Origin of the sequence: Streptococcus mitis (assembly GCF_946188615.1) — a bacterium.
Lineage (GTDB): Bacteria > Bacillota > Bacilli > Lactobacillales > Streptococcaceae > Streptococcus > Streptococcus mitis_BZ.
Genome location: NZ_CAMHVK010000002.1, coordinates 136,624 through 156,055, shown reverse-complemented (window position 1 = coordinate 156,055; position 19,432 = coordinate 136,624). Strand labels below are relative to the sequence as shown.

Annotated in this window: 17 protein-coding genes and 1 pseudogene; 15 read left to right on the top strand and 3 right to left on the bottom strand. The window is 33.7% G+C overall.

The window, feature by feature from the left end:
- Nucleotides 1–273 precede the first annotated feature (273 nt).
- Nucleotides 274–1,629, bottom strand: coding sequence for a sensor histidine kinase (locus tag OCF95_RS02595; protein ID WP_229294963.1), 1,356 nt, complete (start codon nucleotides 1,627–1,629; stop codon nucleotides 274–276).
- Nucleotides 1,630–1,648: 19 nt separating this feature from the next.
- Nucleotides 1,649–2,347, bottom strand: coding sequence for a response regulator transcription factor (locus OCF95_RS02590; protein ID WP_024056647.1), 699 nt, complete (start codon nucleotides 2,345–2,347; stop codon nucleotides 1,649–1,651).
- 78 nt (nucleotides 2,348–2,425) lie between these two features.
- Here OCF95_RS02590 and OCF95_RS02585 point away from each other — a divergent pair, with 78 nt between their 5' ends.
- From OCF95_RS02585 to OCF95_RS02520, 14 genes and pseudogenes are all read left to right on the top strand, one after another.
- The gene (locus tag OCF95_RS02585) at nucleotides 2,426–3,466 is read left to right on the top strand and encodes a lanthionine synthetase C family protein (protein ID WP_261104830.1); all 1,041 of its coding nucleotides are present in this window, start codon (nucleotides 2,426–2,428) and stop codon (nucleotides 3,464–3,466) included.
- A 22-nt stretch (nucleotides 3,467–3,488) separates the two neighbouring features.
- Complete coding sequence (locus OCF95_RS02580; protein ID WP_033685033.1) at nucleotides 3,489–5,561, top strand: cysteine peptidase family C39 domain-containing protein; 2,073 nt, start codon at nucleotides 3,489–3,491, stop codon at nucleotides 5,559–5,561.
- Nucleotides 5,562–5,674: 113 nt separating this feature from the next.
- Nucleotides 5,675–6,583 (top strand): ABC transporter ATP-binding protein, encoded by a 909-nt coding sequence (locus OCF95_RS02575; RefSeq protein ID WP_024056645.1) that lies wholly within the window; start codon nucleotides 5,675–5,677, stop codon nucleotides 6,581–6,583.
- Nucleotide 6,584: 1 nt separating this feature from the next.
- On the top strand, nucleotides 6,585–7,328 hold the full coding sequence (locus OCF95_RS02570) for an ABC transporter permease (RefSeq protein ID WP_033685031.1): 744 nt from the start codon (nucleotides 6,585–6,587) through the stop codon (nucleotides 7,326–7,328).
- Between the two features lies 1 nt (nucleotide 7,329).
- The gene (locus OCF95_RS02565) at nucleotides 7,330–8,061 is read left to right on the top strand and encodes an ABC transporter permease (protein WP_024056643.1); all 732 of its coding nucleotides are present in this window, start codon (nucleotides 7,330–7,332) and stop codon (nucleotides 8,059–8,061) included.
- A 206-nt stretch (nucleotides 8,062–8,267) separates the two neighbouring features.
- A pseudogene (locus tag OCF95_RS02560) lies at nucleotides 8,268–8,417 on the top strand (helix-turn-helix transcriptional regulator); the annotation flags it as partial.
- Nucleotides 8,418–8,720: 303 nt separating this feature from the next.
- Nucleotides 8,721–10,922, top strand: a complete 2,202-nt coding sequence (locus tag OCF95_RS02555; RefSeq protein ID WP_125448199.1) for an ABC transporter permease — start codon at nucleotides 8,721–8,723, stop codon at nucleotides 10,920–10,922.
- A gap of 4 nt (nucleotides 10,923–10,926) precedes the next feature.
- On the top strand, nucleotides 10,927–11,583 hold the full coding sequence (locus tag OCF95_RS02550) for an ATP-binding cassette domain-containing protein (protein ID WP_000087001.1): 657 nt from the start codon (nucleotides 10,927–10,929) through the stop codon (nucleotides 11,581–11,583).
- 68 nt (nucleotides 11,584–11,651) lie between these two features.
- On the top strand, nucleotides 11,652–11,930 hold the full coding sequence (locus OCF95_RS02545) for a competence protein ComA (RefSeq protein ID WP_125448200.1): 279 nt from the start codon (nucleotides 11,652–11,654) through the stop codon (nucleotides 11,928–11,930).
- A gap of 898 nt (nucleotides 11,931–12,828) precedes the next feature.
- Entirely contained in the window at nucleotides 12,829–13,050 is a 222-nt protein-coding gene (locus OCF95_RS02540; RefSeq protein WP_115904254.1) for a helix-turn-helix domain-containing protein, read from the top strand.
- A 305-nt stretch (nucleotides 13,051–13,355) separates the two neighbouring features.
- Nucleotides 13,356–13,625, top strand: coding sequence for a DUF3173 family protein (locus OCF95_RS02535; RefSeq protein ID WP_000450956.1), 270 nt, complete (start codon nucleotides 13,356–13,358; stop codon nucleotides 13,623–13,625).
- Nucleotides 13,597–14,784 (top strand): tyrosine-type recombinase/integrase, encoded by a 1,188-nt coding sequence (locus tag OCF95_RS02530; RefSeq protein WP_115904255.1) that lies wholly within the window; start codon nucleotides 13,597–13,599, stop codon nucleotides 14,782–14,784. The genes OCF95_RS02535 and OCF95_RS02530 overlap by 29 nt, the downstream gene beginning before the upstream one ends.
- Before the next feature lie 345 nt (nucleotides 14,785–15,129).
- Complete coding sequence (locus tag OCF95_RS02525) at nucleotides 15,130–16,134, top strand: NADP-dependent oxidoreductase (RefSeq protein WP_020903208.1); 1,005 nt, start codon at nucleotides 15,130–15,132, stop codon at nucleotides 16,132–16,134.
- Nucleotides 16,135–16,150: 16 nt separating this feature from the next.
- Nucleotides 16,151–16,795: a TetR/AcrR family transcriptional regulator gene (locus tag OCF95_RS02520; RefSeq protein WP_020903209.1), complete on the top strand. Its 645-nt coding sequence runs from the start codon at nucleotides 16,151–16,153 to the stop codon at nucleotides 16,793–16,795.
- 94 nt (nucleotides 16,796–16,889) lie between these two features.
- Here OCF95_RS02520 and gdhA read toward each other — a convergent pair whose 3' ends face one another.
- Entirely contained in the window at nucleotides 16,890–18,236 is a 1,347-nt protein-coding gene (gene gdhA / locus OCF95_RS02515) for an NADP-specific glutamate dehydrogenase (protein WP_000199543.1), read from the bottom strand.
- A gap of 228 nt (nucleotides 18,237–18,464) precedes the next feature.
- On the opposite strand from gdhA, the gene OCF95_RS02510 reads away from it, so the two are divergent.
- Nucleotides 18,465–19,400 carry a dihydroorotate oxidase gene (locus OCF95_RS02510; RefSeq protein WP_261011199.1) on the top strand — a complete coding sequence of 312 codons (936 nt, stop codon included), beginning with the start codon at nucleotides 18,465–18,467 and terminating at the stop codon, nucleotides 19,398–19,400.
- Nucleotides 19,401–19,432 lie beyond the last annotated feature (32 nt).

Genomic DNA, 19,432 nt, shown 5'->3' with positions numbered 1-19,432 from the left:
AAATAATATACTTATTCTCGTCAATTTATAATGATAATGCTGAATTAATTCAGGCTGCTAGAGAGAAAGGACAGCGAGTGAGTTGTCCATGCAGGACTTAACTTGTTCTGCCCATGAGGTCATTATCTTTGAGGTTGCCAATAATCTATTGTTTAGAGATGTCAAAAACGGTAAGAATATGCAAAACCTCATCGCAGCATTATTATTCTGTGGCGATTTTAAAATAAAAATAGAACTTATAAAATCTGTATAGAAAACAGTTGCCTTTTCAAGTTAATTAACAGTGTCTAAAGTTATAGTTGTTTGGAAGTATTCACCCAGTTGACTGGTGATAACCATATCACCATGATGCAAATCAACGATTTGCTTAGTAATTTTCAATCCTATACCACTTCTACGAACACCAGAGATATCAAAGCTAAATTCTTCAATTTTATTAATGTTGTTAAGTCTGTTGGGAGAGGCCCCTATTCCGTTATCGCGTACGGTAATTGAAAATGTATTATTTGATAGATGCTTAAGAATGATTTGAATATCGCATCCAGAAGGATTATGAAGCACAGAATTATAAATCAGATTATGAATAATTCTCGATATCAAAGATTTTTCGACGTACGTTTTTTGATTAAACAAATCGTCGTCAGAAGTGAATTCAAAATTGAAGTCATGCCAAATCTCTTGATTAATAATTTGGATAATAATCTCCTTAAAAAATGGAACGATGTATACAATTTCTCGATTTAATATCAGATTACCATTTGTTAATCGGGCAAATATATTTAAATCATTAAGAAGGTTTTGGATATAATGACTTTCAACTAGGGTAGGCTTTAGATACTTAAGTAATAGATCATTATCAGTTTTTTCAATCGCTAGGGATGTGTTTGATACAATTACTGAAAGTGGTGTTTTGATATCATGTGCAATTCCAGAAATCCAATTTTCCTTAAATTCTTCATTTTCACGAAGTTTTTGATTGGCTGAGTTAATAGCAAGTGTTAATTTATCTAGTTCCTGTACAGATTTAACTTGTGTGTTTCCTCCATTTGGTAGTTTTACAATTGCGTTAATAATCGGTTTAATATTTCGATTTAGGAAGGTAACACTGTAGATATATAAAAATAAACAGAACAATATGTTAGCAAAAATAATTGATACAATAATGATTGGAAAAATTTGAATTCGATTCAAATCAAAATAATTATTACCATAGCGAATAATACTATTTTTTGGAAATGCAATAATATAGATATCGTTATCATTGTCTTTTATTTGAGTAAATACAGGATAGTCTTTTAAGTAGAACCTAGAGAAACGAACAACATCTGCAAAATTAAATTGATTAGCTATATCTTTGGGTTTATCAATATTGAATTTTTCTTTGCCACTGTTCTTATCAATAATCATCATCCATAAATTATTTTCATCAATTAATTGTTTGGCTATCGGACTGACAACATAATTTCCATTAGTTAAAACAATTTCAGACGACACTGTTTCGATGATGTTTGATGCAGATTGTTGGCTACGAATATAATTTGCTGCAGTAACTAAAAGTATTACATCAACTATGATGATAAAGATAAACGATAGAATAAACTTTAGTATATTTTTTTTGAAAACATTCATGGGTTATACCTTAAATTATCTAAATAACAAGTTTATATCCAAGTCCTTTGACAGTAATTAGGTGATTAGGCTTAGAGGGGGTAAGTTCTATCTTTTCTCGGATATTTCGAATATGTACCATTAGAGATTTCTCATATCCAAAGCTCTCAAGTCCCCAAATTGTATCACAAATTGTTTCAGTAGAGACGATGTAATTTTTATTAGCATATAATTTTCGAAGAACTTGAATTTCTGTAGGTGTTAGCGATAGATTTTGACCACTTTTCTTAACACTGGCATTATTCAAGTCAATGATACAGTCAGTTAGTTCAATGAGTTCAGATTCATCTTTATAAGCTCTTCTTAACAGTGCAATAATACGATACGTTAAAGATTTAGGTAAGAAGGGCTTTGTAACGTAGTCGTCTCCTCCCGAATCAAGTCCTCTAATTTCATCGTCAGGATTATTTTTAGCAGTCAAAAATAGAATTGGAATATCTGAGATTTTTCTCACATATTGAGAGAGTAAATAGCCTTCTCCGTCTGGGAGCATGACATCTAAAATAATTAGATCAATATGGGATACCGAAAAAACATCAATTCCTTCACTAATACTATAAGCGCGACTAATATTTTTAAAACCACGACTCACAAGTACCTCTTTAATTGATTCACTTAACGCTGTATCATCATCCACAATCAATATGTGTTTATTTAATAATTGTGCTTCAAAACTCATGTTTTCACCTCCAAAAGTTTACTTAATTATACCATAAATAAAGCTATTAGATAATATGATGCCTTTGAATTAGTTCCAATGGATGATTCAGTGTACGAAGGGTTGGCTGGCATAGGTATTGCTTTATCTGAAGCTTATGACTTAGTTGATTCTTTGAGACAAAAAAAAATTATTGCTTGCTTGAAACGAATTTTTTCTACTTTATTAAATTCTTATTCTAAAATACAAAACACATCCTATTTCGTTGGGAAATTAGGCATTATCTCGGCTATTTTTAGAATTGGTTTAATTACAGACCAGAAACTCCCAAGCTATATGTCAGATATTATAGATAGTTATTGTTTAAACATAGATGTATCTCAAGCAGACTTTTTATCAAGTTTCCCAAATGAAATTACTGCGTTTAGAAATACAGATACTACGATAGAAAATCTATCTCAATCGCTTAATAAACTTAAAGAGCTAGGTATTTATGATGAAAATTACATTTGTTGGAACCGATTAGAAGTGAATAATGTTAGTCTTGCACATGGGAATTTGGGTGTTGAGATAGCATTGCTTTTGTTGGCTGGTCAATTGAGAAGCACTGATGCCTTAGATTTATTTAACAAGGCTAGAAATTTTGATAATCGCCAGAAGATTGATAAGGGGTGGGTTGATAAAAGGAATAACGAGACAAGTGCAAATTGGTGCCACGGTTCGACGGGAGTATTAGTTGCAAGGTTAGCACAGCTACAATTAGATGATAGATATAAGATTTTATCCGATTCTGAGCGTGAAGAATTGAAGAAGGATGTGGAACATGCGGCAGAACAAATTGTTGAAATTGGTTTTGATATGACTAATTTTTCCCTTTGTCACGGAACTAGTGGAAATTTACTGGCTCTTAGTTATTATATGAATTATTTGGGAAATGACGAGTCCAAAAAATTCAAAAGCATTTTAGATAGAGAATATAAAAAATTGCATGCATTTGGTTTAGAAAAAGGTTGGATGTGTAGTTTTAATACAAAGTATAATGTCTATGGTCTAATGACAGGAATTCCAGGTGTTCTATTTTCTACAGCAAAATATTTAAAAGAAGACAGTTCGCTTGACATTCTTATTCCTAATTTATAAGGGATAGAGAGGAAGAAGTACGATGAAGATTATTTTACAAAACAATGAAGAAGATTGTCTTTTGGCCTGTTATACTATGTTGTTGAACGACTTAGGGCACAGAGTTCCACTATATGAAGTTTATGATAGAGATTCATTGCCAGCAGATGGGCTAAGTGTATCTTATCTGTTGACTCTAAATGATAGATTTGGAGTAACCATAAATGCCTATCATGCCTCAATTGACGAGTTACTAAAAGTCTATCAAAAAACTAAGCAAAGAATGATTATCCATTGGAATAATGATCATTTTGTGGTTCTTGAAAAAATTACATCTGAGCAAGTTTTAATTGTAGATCCAGCTATTGGACAAGTAAGATACCGTAAAAGTGAGTTTATGGAGCATTATTCCGAAACAATGATTATGGTAAACAAAGGTAGTGATTTTAAATCACAAAAATACAACTCAATCTTTTGGAAGTATTTCAAGAAAACTCTTCAAATGAAACCAATTGCGTTATTTATGCTATCTTTGCTATTTATCCAAACAAGTGTATTATTGTTTTCAATAATTTTGCGACAAATGCTAGCAGATGATTTCAAGTTTAGTGTTAGTTTACTTTTATTAGGTATCGTTCTTATTTTTCAATTGTTAGGATATTTCATCAAAAATGGTGCTTTAGATAGATATAATAAAGATTTTGATGATTATTATAGTAGGGAATTATTTGGAAGGCTGTTACAAAAGCCATTGTTATATTTTCGAAATCATCTAAGTGGGGGAATTTCTGAAAAAATTAATTTTAAATCGACATTAAGAGATAATGTTACATTAAAAATTATTCCGTCATTTATAAGTCTTATTTCTGTTATTGTAATTTTTATCTATTTAATAACTATTTCAGTAAAATTAACCTTGATTTTAGTCGTAATGATTGCTATATATAGTGTGTTTTCTATAGTGCTATATTATAAGCAAAATGAATATAATCAGACCTATCTACAATATCTAATTGATTTCAATTCTGAACTACAGACTGATTTGGAGGATATAGACTATATTAAGATAATGAGGAAAGAAGATAATGTCTTCAATTCTTGGATGACAGTTAACAATCAAGTTACAACTAAATATTCGCAAATATTGAAAATTGAAAATTTGTCTCAACTGCTTGGAACTATATTTAACTACATTAGTTTATCATCAATAATAGTTATAGCAGTTTATTATAATGATTACATTAAGGTCTCGCTCCCGGATTTACTTGTATATCAGACTAGTATTTCAATATTGATTTCTGCAATTGAACAGGTAAAAGGAGCTGTTTTTGAAATACTTCGATTAGGGGTTTATGCTGAAAAACAAAGTGATTTGTTAAAAGATACGTTACCAATTACTGTACCGAGTGAAGACTCAAAGGATTATCTAATTCAAACTAATAAATTGAATTTTTCGTATGGCAGCAAACCAATCTATGATGATGTGAATCTGACAATTAAAAAAGGAGAAAAAATCGCTATTGTCGGGAAGTCGGGTAGTGGAAAATCTACACTATTGTTATTATTAGCGGGAATGCTACGCTATAGTGGTTCTCTAAAATACGGAATTAAGGAGTTTGAGAATTACCTGAGTGTAGTATTGCAAAACATGACGTTAAGAAAAGGAAGTATTTTAGAAAATTTGGAATGGATATCTGATGACTTATCTCCACTTTATCAGATATTGAATGATACGACAGCTGATGAGGTTATTTCTCAGTTGCCAAATAAAATACATTCTAAGCTATTGAAGCAGGGGAAGAATCTATCAGGTGGGCAGATTCAAAAATTACTTATTGCTAAATCTTTGATAAAAAAAGATGGAATTATTTTTTGGGATGAAGCTTTTAGTAATTTGGATGAACATAGTAAAAATAGAATCTATGAGAATGTACTACGAAGTACTAGATATTCAGATAAAACAATGTTGATGGTTAGTCATCATTTAGACATTGTTAATTTTGTTGATTACATCATTTTCATTGATAGTGAAACGGGGGAAGTAATCAAAGATAGCCATGAGAACCTTATGAAAAGGAATTCAAACTACGAGAACTTTATTCGTTCGAAAGTTTAAGGGAAAATTTCCTCTTTCTTAATGTTACCTTTAACTGGCAGAGATATAATTTATAGTATAAACAAGAGAAGGGAAAGTCTTTAAGACCAAGACTTACGAGAGGTAATATAGGAATGAAAAATATTATTGAATTACGTAAATTGTCAAAAGTTTACAAAGATGTTACTACGGTAGACTTAGAAAAAATCACAGTCCGAGAGGGAGAAATCTACGGTTTTCTTGGACCAAACGGTGCAGGAAAGACAACAACTATGAAAATGGTACTGTCTTTAGTAACGCCTACTTCTGGAGAGATTTTAGTTCATGGTCAGAACATCAAAAAAGATAAGACTTATTTAAACCAAATCGGTTCAATGATTGAAGAGCCCTCCTACTATCCTAATTTGACAGGTTATGAAAATCTACTTGTTTTTCAAAAAATGGTAGGATTTAAGGAAAGTAATATTTATCCGACTTTGGAGTTGGTAGGTTTGGCCGAAGAAAAGAATAGAAAAAAACTTGTTAAAGATTATTCTCTCGGTATGAAGCAAAGACTGGCACTTGCTTTCGCATTGGTGAAGAAACCGCGAATTCTATTGCTTGACGAACCAACCAATGGTCTTGATCCAGCTGGTATTCATGAAATTCGTGAATTGATTGTGAAGTTGGCGAAAGAAGAAGGGCTAACAGTATTTATTTCTAGTCATATCCTTCCGGAGATTGAGCATATTGCAGACAGAGTAGGGATTATTAATCACGGGCGCCTTGTTTATGAAGGAGAAATTGAAGCAATTAAATCTAACACATGGATTGAGATTGGTGGAGATTTTTCACAGAACAACATTGTTCAAAGTTTGATTGAGTTCGGTTCGGTAGAAGTATTGGACGCATCCGCAAGTCATATCAAATTAAGCAATATTAATAATGATAAACTAGCTGATATGATCAGTTATTTAACGGAAAATGGATATCGAATTTTTCGGGTAGTTAGAGAAAGTGAGACACTAGAGGACATTTTCTTAGATTTAACAAAGGAGGTATAAAATGTCAGGTATTTACATTGAATGGTTAAAAAGCAGGCGAACAAAATCTTTTTCCATAGTTGCTATCTTAATAGTCGTTGCTACGCTTTGGAATATCGCTACATTCTCATCTGCATTTTCACATCCAGAGTTAAAAACTGTAGGAACACTTTTTAGCAATCAAAATGTCAATCTTCTTATGTTTCCCATTGCAGTCTGTGTATTTGCAGCTCGCATTGTTGGAAATGAGCGTGAGGGGCAAACATTTAGGTTACAAGCTGCAAACGGTCAACATTTTCTAACTATTTTTAATCACAAACTCCTATTTATGATGATTTTCTTTAGCATCATGTCGGTAGTAGAAGTTACTGCTATTTATTTTTTTGGAAAACAGGTAGGTATCTCAATTCCCTTCTCAATTATTGGACTTCAGTTTGTTGGACAACTACTTGCAATATTTTCTCTGATTTGTATCTATTTAACCCTAGCAATGCTCTTGGAAAGGCAAGGTATATTATTAGCGTTAGGTCTGTTAGGTGGTTTTTTGGGAATTGTTTTAAACCCAAGAAGCAATGGTTTTGGTAGTTTACTCAATCCTATAACAGGTTTCGGTAGTTTAGCACCTTATAAGTACCAGTTCCTTGGAAATGGAGTATTTACATATATTTTTGACGAACAACTACTATGGAAACTAGTAGTTTATGTATTCTATTGTGCATTATTATATGGTTTGGCTAATATCATTTTGAAAAAGAGAGGAAACTAAGATGGGAAGTTATTTTTTAGCAGAATGGAAAAAAACGCGAAAGACTCAACTTTTATTGATCGGAATTGCCTTTCTGATTTTTTCTAGTTTTATTGGACTGGGAATCTATTTTGCTAGTCGAGAGGTATTAGTTGATGGGACGCAATCCCTTGTTTTATGGGGGCAGTTGACTTTTTATAACAGCACCTTGCTCTATCCCCCTATGCTAGCTATCATTACAGGACTGTTGATTATGCCTGAGTTTGAAAGGAAAACTCTTGATATGTTGAAGGTGAATCAAGTATCAATGGGGAAATTGTATTTTGGGAAATTGCTATGTAGTTTCATCATAATTTTGCCAGTTCAATTAATTCTGTTCCTTATTTTTATTATAGCAACTAAGGTTGATGGAATTACGTTAGATCTGAGTTTGCAAACTTATTTCAAATGGTTGTTCTTAGCAGTTCTAGCATCTTTTCCAATAATTACTCTTCAATCCTATGTAACTGTAAAAACTAGAAATTTCAGTAAAAGTGTGGGATTAGCAACTATTGGGAGCATGTTTAATTTTGTCCTCATCTTTATTAATGAAGACTTAACAAAATTTTTTCCATATTCTCAACCGATGATTGCGCTTCGTAGTCGGTCACTAGCGGATATGTCATTAAACGATATGATTATCTTTCTAGCAGTGAATATATTTTATAGTTTTGTTTTTTATAAATTTACTGTAGGGGCTTTGGAAAAAAGATAAACAATATTGATATATAGTGCACTATTTAAAATTGAGTATCATCAGTCAGAAAAATTGAATTAAAGCTATATAGGTTATTCTGTGTAAAATGTAGATGTAGATGTAGATCTATATTTATATTCTAATTAATAATCTTCTTATGCCAATTTGGTATAAAATCTAAGATTCGTTCAAAACTTAACTATAATTTTCTTAGAAGTAAACGAATGTATAGGCGTGTCAGGGATCTTAGAGAAGATTATGATTATACGCAAGAGTATCTTGCTAAATATTTATCATGTAGTCAGTCGGCATATTCTAAAATCGAATCTGGTCAACGCCAGATTTCGATTGATTACTTGATTAAACTCTCAAGTGAGGAACTCCTAACAGCCTACAAGGAGGTCAAAGAGAAACATGACCAGATTCAGGAGTTTGAAGTTGTCCTAGCCGAGTATCATATTGATAAGGTGGTTAAGGAAGGTCTTTTCATCAAGATGAATTACGGCGTCAAAAAAGACGGCTTGGAGCTATTCAAATCTTCAGTCTAGTGTTTACGAACACTCAGCAACTGCTAACGGGGCATTCTCAGGCTGGCAATCACCTGGAGTAGAAGCACATGTTTCTAAATTCATTGGAACTGTACAGCTGAATGTTACTGGAATTGTAGGTAAGTACTTATGACATACAAAAACATATTATTAGGTAAAATGAGATACTTAATCCTGTTTTTGATTGCCATCCAGAGTGTCTTACTTGCTCTGGTAGCAATTTTTTTAGCAGGTTTACAGTATCAGCAGTCATGGCAGAGTTATAATCATCATTCCGGGACCGTAACAGTTTATCTTCAGAAGTTAACAGAAGAGCAATCACAAGATGTATTTAATTATTTTTTAGAACAGAGTGACTTGTCCATATGGACAAAACGTTCTGAAAGTAGTGATACAGGAGAAGGTCTAAATAGGATTTATATAGACATCCTTGGTAGCTCTGCTGGTTTTTCAGATTTTGAAAGTACGGGTAAAATAGTTGTATCACAACAACAATTTGCAAATTTATTATCTCATAGTGATAATAGTATGACTATTGGACTTGACAAAGGCTCAAATAATATGCTTTACGAGCTTCCAGATTTATTATTTAGCACGCCTGTAGTCATTGAACGATTAGATTATACTTTCCAAAACACTAATATGATTAATGGGATATACCATATCAATGGTCTCCACGATGCTGTCTCAAGAGATAACTTTCTGTTGCATCTTTCAAAGAGGTCAGGTATTTCTGTTGAGGATTTGACAAAAGAAAGTTTTGGAAGTAGTACTGATCAGGGAATTTGGGGAATAATACTTGCTATCAGCATCTTAGTAAATGCCTTCATTTTACTGATTCTATTCTTAATCTGTGTTCTTCAATCCTTTAAACATTTCGGAACATTGATTCTTTTAGGATGGGATAGAAAAGAATTATGGTCTGCTTTTTTCAAAAATTCTCTACTATTTTCAATCTACATTATTCCAATTATCTCTTTATGTAGTTGGTTGTTGTCAGGCTGGTCTAGTTTTGGTTTATCATCGTTTATTCTAGTTTTTGCTGGAGTCAGCCTCTCAGTCTTGTTGCTACTATTGATATTCATTATTCCAACGATTATTGTTTATTCGGTTTCTCCATTAGCCGCAATTCATAAACGATTACCAATGAAGCCTTTAATGGTAACATGCTTGTTATTCTATACCTTGGTAGCTGGTTTGTTAATCGCAGTCAGTTACTCTTTAGATGCTCCAATGAATCAGTTTATTGATAATATGAAAGTATCTAGAGAGTGGAAGAATGTTGAAGATATGTACGTTATATCCAGCTTTGTTGAGGGAGATGATGTAGGTACATATGCAGGAACTACAAATTCCCTTGAGCGCAGTATGTATAACTTTTACCAGCGTATATCTGAGCTTCCAGGTGTCTATATTGCCCAAGGAAAATTTCTTAATCAGGAGTACCTTGATGCAGTCTATGGGACATACCAGCATGTCCCTAAAAAACCATTTTGGTATTTGAAATTCTCCTATAATTACCTGCAAGACCTAGGTATTCCCCTAAGTGATGAAGAGTTGCTAGAGATGAGGAATGGTACTCGACTTTATCTTCTACCTAACACGCTCAATACAGAAGAACTTGAGGTGATGAAGGCGTATTTACAGGAAAGTGTCACTGTAAAACCGGGGGATTTACAAACTAATTTCACAGAAAATCAGAAATTTATGTTCAAGGTTTACCAACCGTCTCGACCAATATTTACTTGGTCAGATTCCATTTCTTATGGTACAACTAGTGAGAATCCAGTTATTTTTATCTCAACACCAGAGAATTTATATTTCATGGAGTCGGCAAACTTAGTTGTCAGTGGCTATAATGGTCTTTTGAAGATTCGTGATAGGGAAACGATGGAACAGGTAGTGTCCGTTTTAGAAACAGAATTTCCAGATTTAACGGATAATCGGTTGAGTTTTACAACTGTCAAGAACTTTATCAATGGTCTTCAAAAAGATCTGAGTTATACATTTTATCTTTTCGGCACAATCATAGCGATTATCATCATTACGATGATGGCTATTTTCTGGAGTTTTGTCTTAATGTACCGCTTGTTATTTGAAGAAAAATTGTATGTCCAATACTTTATAGGATTCTCACCATGGAAAAGATATATTGGTGTGCTTTCTCTCATTATTAGTTTTTCTGTGATGGAACTAATCGTTTCTATCTTGGTGGGTTCTAAGTTGGGAATAGTCATGACACTAGCTACATTTGCTTTTCAGATAATGCTTCTTTATTTCAGTTTGTTCCGTAAAGAAGGAGAGAGTATCATACAATCATTTAAGGAGTAATCTCATGTCTAGAATTTCAGTACAAAATGTATCAAAACAATTTGGTTCAAGAGAAATTTTCAAAGACTTAAGCTTTGATATTGAGGAAAATGAATTTGTAGCTTTAGTAGGACCTTCTGGTTCTGGAAAATCGACTATCCTCAATATGATTGGACTATTGGATGCTGTTGACAGTGGTAAAATCCTAATCAACGGAAAAGTTTTGCCTAAGGTAAATTCGCAATCAGCAGTTCATTATCGAAGGAATGTCATCAACTATCTTTTTCAATCCAATGCACTCATTTCTACATCTAGTGTGAAAGATAACCTGATGCTTGCCATGACTTTTTCGAATTTCTCTAGACAGGAGAAAGAGCAGAGAATCAAGGAAACGCTAGAATTTGTTGGTCTACAAAATCGGTTAAATAGTAAAATCAATGAATTATCGGGAGGTGAACAGCAGAGAATTGCGATTGTGAGAGCTATTTTAAAGCCCGGAGATATTGTCCTAGCAGATGAACCAACCGGATCATTAGATCCTGAAATGTCTCAAAAAGCATTCGATTTGATTCGAACTTTGAGAGATCAATTTGGTAAAACAATTTTGGTTGTTACGCATAACATGGAGCAAGCACGGCAATGTGATAGGATCATTTCACTGGAGTCGGTTCTTGTAAATTAACTCAACCATTATTAGCACTTGATACGGTTACTTTTGATTATGGAATATCGAAGGTGGAGAGTTCAAACATGAAAAAATTTACATACGATGTTATAAAACAGCCAAATTTGTCTAATCGTTTGGAGTTAAAAACACATGTACTGGTTGAAAATCATATTGATGATGTCATTTGTCTGCATATCATTGCTAGTAATAAATTATTAGATATGGTTATTTTGAACCCATTTCAAAAGAACACTATATTTATTCCATGTTATTTTGAGGAAGATATTGTGAAAGTCAAAGATGATTATGAAGTTGAGTGGGCTTTGTTAGAATTTCAAAAATTTAGAGCATTTTCGGCTTAGTAATATGTGTTGAAGACTCAAAATCTATGGTAAAAAGTAGCTTTGAAAACGTATTACCTCCAAAGATTTAGTTAAATAATGATTTAACACAAAAAGAAATTATTGAAGTTCTGGAAAGATGTTGTTTCAGTATAGAAATAAGTCTTGAAAAACTGGATTTGAAGAATTATTTTGATTATATTGTTTCGGATGACAATTGCTATTGAAGATTCGTACTCAGGGATACAGGGTTCAACTAGTGCTGGTATTGCTACTATTGGATATTACGATAACCGATTGCCTTTATTTAATACTAAGGCAAATTGTAAGGCTGGAAGTATGCAAGAAGTATTGAACGTAATTCAATCACAAGATGAGTTTTAAAACGTCTAGACGTACTTAGAAAAATAAAAAAAGCGATATAGCAATTTGCTATATCGCTTTTTTTATTTTTCTAAAAACAGCAGTAAAAATACATAATTTTTCACTCTTAATAGTGAAGTCTAAAAATTGAGAGAGTTTTATGAAAAATCGTTCACCGCCATTTCCTACCTTATCAAATTTATATAAGGAGGAATAAAATAGTGTATTTTATCTATGTGAATGGGTTAAAAGTCCCTGTTTCCAGAGAAGTTCTTGTATGATTAATTTGTGAACATTTTCCTATAATTTTGTAATATTTTTGAGACTATAATATATTAGATAAACATGTCTTTTGTGTTTCACTTTATTTTACAATAAGACTAATTTTTGAAAGTCAGTAATTTTAAATAGTTGATAAAATATTTGCTCTCAGACGGTTAATAGATATGCTTATGAGAAGTGTTTAATAAATTAATTTTAGTTCAAAATGTCCAGTTTGGACACTTTGAAAGATTTCTTAGTTTTATATATTATACTTTTCTCAGGAGAAAGCTAGATGTACAGACGTTTGAGAGATTTGAGGGAAGATCACGATTTGACCCAAAAACAAATAGCTAAAATACTTTCGTTTACAAACTCAGCTTATGCTAAAATTGAACGGGGTGAGCATGCCTTGACGGCAGATGTATTGGTAACTCTCTCAAACTTTTACGATGTCAGTACAGACTATCTATTGGGATTGATAGATTTTCCTGATAAAATTCGCTTTAGAAAATAATCTCCTCAATTGCATAGAGTGTGAAAATGAGGAGATTTTTTATTTGTTCTTTGACAATTGAATAGTCCAAAATGGTACTTTCCTCATTTGTGGAGCAGATTTGAATGGCTCGCCATGATAAGAGCGATTTTAAAACCATCAATAAAATAGAGCGATACTTTATATGCCATGATACAAATGATATACAATGATACTTCTGACCGTTCAGGCTGCCACCGTAAAAGAGCAGCAAGTGAAATTCTTATGATGACTTCATCAGTCATGCCATGGAGGTGAAAAAATCTAAGAAAGGAAGTAGTAAAATCATGGAAACAGTAAACTATAAAGATTTAGTTGCGATTGGTTTTCCAGAGCACACATCAAGAAATATTATTAGACAAGCAAAAAAGATTGCTGTAAAAAAGTTTGAAGAAGCTAGAAAAAATGATAAGAATGCGGTACAATTAGGATGTTCACCTTTCGATAATAAAAGGTTAGGCATTGCTCCTAAAAATATTGTAGAAAATTTAATTGGTATTTCTTTTTCAGATATAGAAGGTGAGAAAAATGGTTATATCAAAGACAAAGAAATATAAAGGTGTATACAAAGATTCAAAAGGAAAAATTTATTTTCAAATTGAATTAGGAGTTGATCCAATAACTGGGAAAAGAATTCAAAAGAAAGGAAGGAAAAATCAACAGGGACTACCGTTTAATTCTTTTAAGGAAGCATATGAAGAGATACTTCGTTTAAAACATGAATTTGTGAACTCTACTATTAATAATAGTTTTCTAACTTTTAGAGAGTTTATGGAAGAGATTTATTTAAAATATTATCAACAAAAAGTTCAATTTGTAACTTATCAGACCGCTTTACCACATCATCAGTTATTTATTAAGCAATTTGGTAGTAAAAAATTATCAGATATTAGTACTATTGACTGTGAAAGATTTCGCTTAGCTATTATAGACAAGTATTCTAGTAACTATGCTAAAAATATGTGGTCTAGATTTAAAGCATGTCTGGGCTATGCAGAAAGATTGGGTTATATTGATAGAGTTCCTTTTAAAGGATTAGATAATCCTAGAGGAAAGCACCCTGATACAAAATTTTGGACATTTGATGAATTTAAGAAGGTAATAAACTCTTTTGATATTAGTGAGTATGAGGGACTCCATAATTACACGACGATCTGGTTATATTTTATGACTGGTTTAAGAGTTAGTGAGGGTATTGCTCTTAAATGGGAAGATATTGATTTTGAACGTAAATGGATTCATGTTCATTCGACGATTGAGAAAGATAAAAACGGTGTATGGTATGCTAAACAACAAACAAAGACAGTAGCAGGGAATCGTAAAATTGATTTAGATGATTTTACGATTACAACACTTAAAAAATGGCGAGAAGTTCAAATCAAGAATGATGATAAAGATTATGTAATATCACGTTTTGGTGCCCCCTTGTGTAAGTCTACAATTTCTAGGATAATAAAAAGGCATGCTAAGATTACTGGTGTACCAGAAATTACGGGGAAAGGATTAAGACATAGTCATGCATCTTATCTTATAAATGTGTTACATAAGGATACTTTATATGTTTCATATCGATTAGGACACGCTGATAAGTCAACCACGTTGAATACATATAGTCACTGGTATTATTCAGGTGATTCAACAATTTCAGAAGAGATTACAAACAGTTTAGATAATCTTGGATTATCAATTTACCTACCAAATTCCTGCCAAAGTTGAAAATGGAGGAATTAACCCACTAATACTGGGCGGAAATAAGATTAGCAAATTGTTACTCTTAAATAATAGAGTAACTACATTAGTAGCTTAAAAACATGATTAAACCGCTATTCTTAGGAGTAGCGGTTTTTATTTTTTTATTACATGGGGCAAAAAAGGGAAAGGAATCTTTAAAAGTGAGGAGAGTTAGATTGAAAGAATCATATTGGTAAATCGAAATGATAGATATTTGTATCATGTCATAAATCGTTATCAAACGATAATATTGATTTTCTTACAAATTAAGAGTATAATTTATAAAAATGAGTGTTCACTCAATTTTTGTGAAATTAAGGAGTAAAGAAAATGGTTGTTGAAGCAATAGAGTACAGTCGTTTCGGTAACGAAGAGGTCTTGGATTTGCTGAAGATAGACTCTACAGCCTTGGAGGTAAATCAGGTGAGAGTAGAAGTTCATGCTGTTGGTTTAAATCCTATTGATTATAAAACTTTTGAGGGAGCGAAACCCCTTCGATTTCTATCTTTTATAACGAAATTAAGGAAACCAAGTCGTTGGTTTGAATCTAAATCATCTTTATTTCCAAGAGGTGTGGGGAGAGATTTTTCTGGAGATATTACAGAAGTTGGAAATGAAGTAACTAGGTTTTCAGTAGGAGATAAGGTGTTTGGAACAATGATTAGCGATCCTGGTTTGGGAACTAATAGGGGAGCTTTAGCAACAGAAATTTGTGTCAATGAATCAGAAATTGTATTGAAACCAGAGATGATCGACATGACTCACGCAGCTACTATGGGAGTAGCTGCTCTAACTGTGGGTGGGGCTTTTAGAAGAATCGGTTTAAATTCAAGAGATACTGTTGTTATTTCAGCTGCAGCAGGAGGTATTGGAAGTATTGCAGTACAGTATGCAGTTGCTAAGGGGGCGACAGTGATTGGAATAGCAAGTAAGAAAAATGCAGAGTATCTGAAGTCTTTAGGTGCTATACCAGTAAGTTACGAAGAGAATATCAAGAAGGCTCTTCTATCAGCTAGTCCAACGCCTATTACAAAATTTTTGGATTGTTATGGATCTGATTATGTTAGATTGGCTTTTAGTTTAGGCTTGAAGGGGACAGCTATTGGGACATTAGTACCTTCACCCTATGTTATGATAAAAGGTGCTCAGTTTACTGGTCCGAGACATTCCACATATGATGATTTTAGCACTTTAGCTGAAATGGTCTCAGACGGGAAGATTCAGCTGAAAATTGATCAAGTGTATGACTTTTCTCTAAAGTCAGTTAGAGAAGCCTATCGTAGTCTGAAAATGGGACACAGTCGAGGCAAAAAAGTCGTAAAAGTAAGAGAGTAGAAGAGAGGTGCTAGCGATGGAAAGTTTAGAACAAAAGTATGCTCAGACGTTAGAAGTTAGCAACTTGAGCTTGAAACAACGTCGAGTATTATTATCAAGCTTAAAATTATTCTCAGAAATTGGATTTGAGAATACAACGTCCAGCCTTATTGCCGAACGCGCTGGAGTGTCAGAAGGAACTGTTTTTAGTTACTTTAAAACAAAGGAAGGTATTTTAGAAGTCATTTTATCTACTTTTCTAGAACAGGTTATTCCAGAAGTAATTGCGGATTTCTCAGAAAAAAAATTCACAGTAGATCAAGAAAATTTTCCCTTCTTTTTAAAAAGTATTGTTCGAGATAGGCTCTTTTTCATTCAGGAGAATCAAATGCATGTTAAAATTCTCTTGGGGCGTTCTTTTATTGATAAAAATCTTTCTATCCAGTTAGGAAATATTATTGTTCAATCTATAATAGAACCAATTAGCCCTGTTTTAAATCAATTTAAAGAAAAAGGACTTATTCTAAATTGGTCAAATGAAAGAATTGTTCGATACATTTTAGCATTGAGTTTTTCTTATCTTATTCCCATGATGTTGAATGATGAAGAAACTATAAACATAGATGAAGCAGTTGATGAGATTGTTGAATGTTTGTCATCTGCCCTAATGAAAGTAAAATAAATTCTGATGTTAAAACTCACTGTTAATGGTGAGTTTTTTTGGATTCAACATAAAAATCCCCAATCGTAGCGATTGAGGATTAAGCAAATGAATCTTAAACAATACCTTGTGCAATCATAGCGTTTGCTACATTTTCAAAGGCAGCAATGTTAGCTCCTGCAAGGTAGTCTTTATCAAGACCGTATGTTTCTGAAGTTGTTTTAGCTGTATTGAAGATGTTTGTCATGATGTCTTTGAGACGTCCATCAACTTCTTCACGAGTCCATGAGAGGCGAAGGCTATTTTGGCTCATTTCAAGAGCTGAAACGGCTACACCACCAGCGTTGGCAGCTTTGGCAGGTCCGTAGAAGATACCATTTTCTTTGTAGACTTTGATGGCATCAAGGTCGCTTGGCATGTTGGCACCTTCAGATACACAGATAACGCCTTGAGCAACCAAACGTTTAGCTGCTTCACCGTTGATTTCGTTTTGAGTCGCACATGGAAGAGCGATGTCATAGTTTCCAGCGTAAGTCCATACAGAACCTTCATGATAAGTAGCAGTTGCTTTCTCAGCTGCATACTCAGTCAAACGAGCGCGACGTTTTTCTTTAACGTCAACCAAAAGATCGAAGTCGATACCATTTTCATCGATGACATAACCATTTGAGTCAGATACAGAGATAACAGTTGCACCAAGTTCAGTCGCTTTTTGAAGAGCGTATTGAGCAACGTTACCAGAACCTGAAATAACAACTTTCTTACCAGCAAAGCTGTTACCGTTAGCTTTAAGCATTTCTTCAGTATAGTAAACCAAACCGTAACCAGTTGCTTCTGGACGAATCAAGCTACCACCAAATCCAAGAGGTTTACCAGTCAAGACACCAGCATCAAATTGGTTAAGGCGTTTGTATTGACCGTAAAGGTAACCAATTTCACGTCCACCAACACCGATATCACCAGCAGGTACGTCAAGTGATGGGCCGATGTATTTTTGCAATTCAGTCATGAAGCTTTGGCAGAAGCGCATCACTTCAGCATCTGTTTTACCTTTAGGATCGAAGTCTGATCCACCTTTACCTCCACCGATAGGGAGTCCAGTCAAGACGTTTTTAAAGATTTGTTCAAATCCGAGGAATTTCAAAATCCCTTGGTTTACAGTTGGGTGGAAACGAAGTCCGCCTTTGTATGGTCCAACAGCTGAGTTGAATTGAACACGGTAGCCACGGTTTACTTGAACTTTTCCATCACGGTCAACCCAAGGAACACGGAAAGAAATCACGCGCTCTGGTTCAGTAATACGTGCCAAGATATTTTCTTCTATATACTCAGGGTGTTTTTCAAATACAGGTTCCAAAGTGTTGAAAAATTCTTCGACAGCTTGGAGGAATTCAGCCTCGTGCCCGTTACGAGCTTTTACAGTTTCAAACACGCTTTGGATATATTCTTTAGCAGATGTCATATCGTTCTCCTTTTGTTGTTATATTTTATTACATGAGTCATTATAGCAGAAAATTTTTTAACTGTAAAGAGAAAAACAAAAATTTTCTAAAAATTCTATCAATTTAGTTTTGAGACTTTTTGAAAATAGATAAAAACGAACCTTTTTCTTGTAAATATCTTTCTCAAAGAGAAAATCTGAAAATGTGATATAATATTAGCAATAAAAGGAATCTGGAGGATTAGAATCATGGTATCAACGAAAACACAAATAGCTGGCTTTGAGTTTGACAATTGTTTGATGAATGCAGCAGGTGTGGCTTGTATGACGATAGAGGAGTTAGAAGGGGTTAAAAACTCAGCGGTAGGAACCTTTGTCACTAAGACAGCAACCTTGGACTTTCGTCAGGGAAATCCTGAGCCACGCTACCAAGATGTTCCACTTGGTTCTATCAACTCTATGGGCTTGCCAAATAATGGTTTAGACTATTATTTGGACTATCTTTTGGACTTGCAGGAAAAAGAGCCAAACCGAACTTTCTTTTTATCTCTAGTTGGCATGTCTCCAGAGGAAACCCATACTATTTTGAAAAAAGTCCAAGAGAGTGATTTTCGTGGTCTGACTGAGCTAAACCTCTCCTGTCCAAATGTTCCAGGAAAACCTCAGATTGCCTATGATTTTGAGACAACAGACCGGATTTTGGCAGAGGTGTTTGCCTACTTCACCAAACCTCTTGGAATTAAATTGCCACCATATTTTGACATTGTTCACTTTGACCAAGCGGCAGCTATTTTCAATAAGTATCCTCTTAAGTTTGTCAACTGCGTCAACTCTATCGGAAACGGCCTTTATATAGAAGATGAGTCTGTCGTTATTCGTCCTAAAAATGGTTTCGGTGGCATTGGTGGTGAGTATATCAAACCAACTGCTCTAGCTAATGTTCATGCCTTTTATCAACGCTTAAATCCTCAAATCCAAATCATCGGAACCGGTGGCGTTTTGACTGGTCGTGATGCCTTTGAACATATCCTCTGTGGAGCGAGTATGGTGCAGGTGGGAACCACCCTTCACAAAGAGGGAGTTGGTGCTTTTGATCGTATTACCAATGAACTGAAAGCAATCATGGAGGAAAAAGGGTACGAGAGCCTAGAGGATTTCCGTGGGAAATTGCGCTATATCGATTAAATGAACTAAAAAGTTAGAAGAAAGGAGAGAAG

Bases quoted from the DNA above. Each gene is read 5' to 3' on its own strand.
- OCF95_RS02510 (WP_261011199.1), top strand. From the start codon at position 18,465: ATGGTATCAACGAAAACACAAATAGCTGGCTTTGAGTTTGACAATTGT.
- OCF95_RS02555 (WP_125448199.1), top strand. From the start codon at position 8,721: ATGACATACAAAAACATATTATTAGGTAAAATGAGATACTTAATCCTG.
- OCF95_RS02595 (WP_229294963.1), bottom strand. From the start codon at position 1,629: ATGAATGTTTTCAAAAAAAATATACTAAAGTTTATTCTATCGTTTATC.
- gdhA (WP_000199543.1), bottom strand. From the start codon at position 18,236: ATGACATCTGCTAAAGAATATATCCAAAGCGTGTTTGAAACTGTAAAA.
- OCF95_RS02530 (WP_115904255.1), top strand. From the start codon at position 13,597: ATGGTTATATCAAAGACAAAGAAATATAAAGGTGTATACAAAGATTCA.
- OCF95_RS02575 (WP_024056645.1), top strand. From the start codon at position 5,675: ATGAAAAATATTATTGAATTACGTAAATTGTCAAAAGTTTACAAAGAT.
- OCF95_RS02585 (WP_261104830.1), top strand. From the start codon at position 2,426: ATGGATGATTCAGTGTACGAAGGGTTGGCTGGCATAGGTATTGCTTTA.
- OCF95_RS02525 (WP_020903208.1), top strand. From the start codon at position 15,130: ATGGTTGTTGAAGCAATAGAGTACAGTCGTTTCGGTAACGAAGAGGTC.
- OCF95_RS02570 (WP_033685031.1), top strand. From the start codon at position 6,585: ATGTCAGGTATTTACATTGAATGGTTAAAAAGCAGGCGAACAAAATCT.
- OCF95_RS02580 (WP_033685033.1), top strand. From the start codon at position 3,489: ATGAAGATTATTTTACAAAACAATGAAGAAGATTGTCTTTTGGCCTGT.
- OCF95_RS02550 (WP_000087001.1), top strand. From the start codon at position 10,927: ATGTCTAGAATTTCAGTACAAAATGTATCAAAACAATTTGGTTCAAGA.
- OCF95_RS02540 (WP_115904254.1), top strand. From the start codon at position 12,829: ATGTACAGACGTTTGAGAGATTTGAGGGAAGATCACGATTTGACCCAA.
- OCF95_RS02535 (WP_000450956.1), top strand. From the start codon at position 13,356: ATGGAAACAGTAAACTATAAAGATTTAGTTGCGATTGGTTTTCCAGAG.
- OCF95_RS02520 (WP_020903209.1), top strand. From the start codon at position 16,151: ATGGAAAGTTTAGAACAAAAGTATGCTCAGACGTTAGAAGTTAGCAAC.
- OCF95_RS02590 (WP_024056647.1), bottom strand. From the start codon at position 2,347: ATGAGTTTTGAAGCACAATTATTAAATAAACACATATTGATTGTGGAT.
- OCF95_RS02545 (WP_125448200.1), top strand. From the start codon at position 11,652: ATGAAAAAATTTACATACGATGTTATAAAACAGCCAAATTTGTCTAAT.
- OCF95_RS02565 (WP_024056643.1), top strand. From the start codon at position 7,330: ATGGGAAGTTATTTTTTAGCAGAATGGAAAAAAACGCGAAAGACTCAA.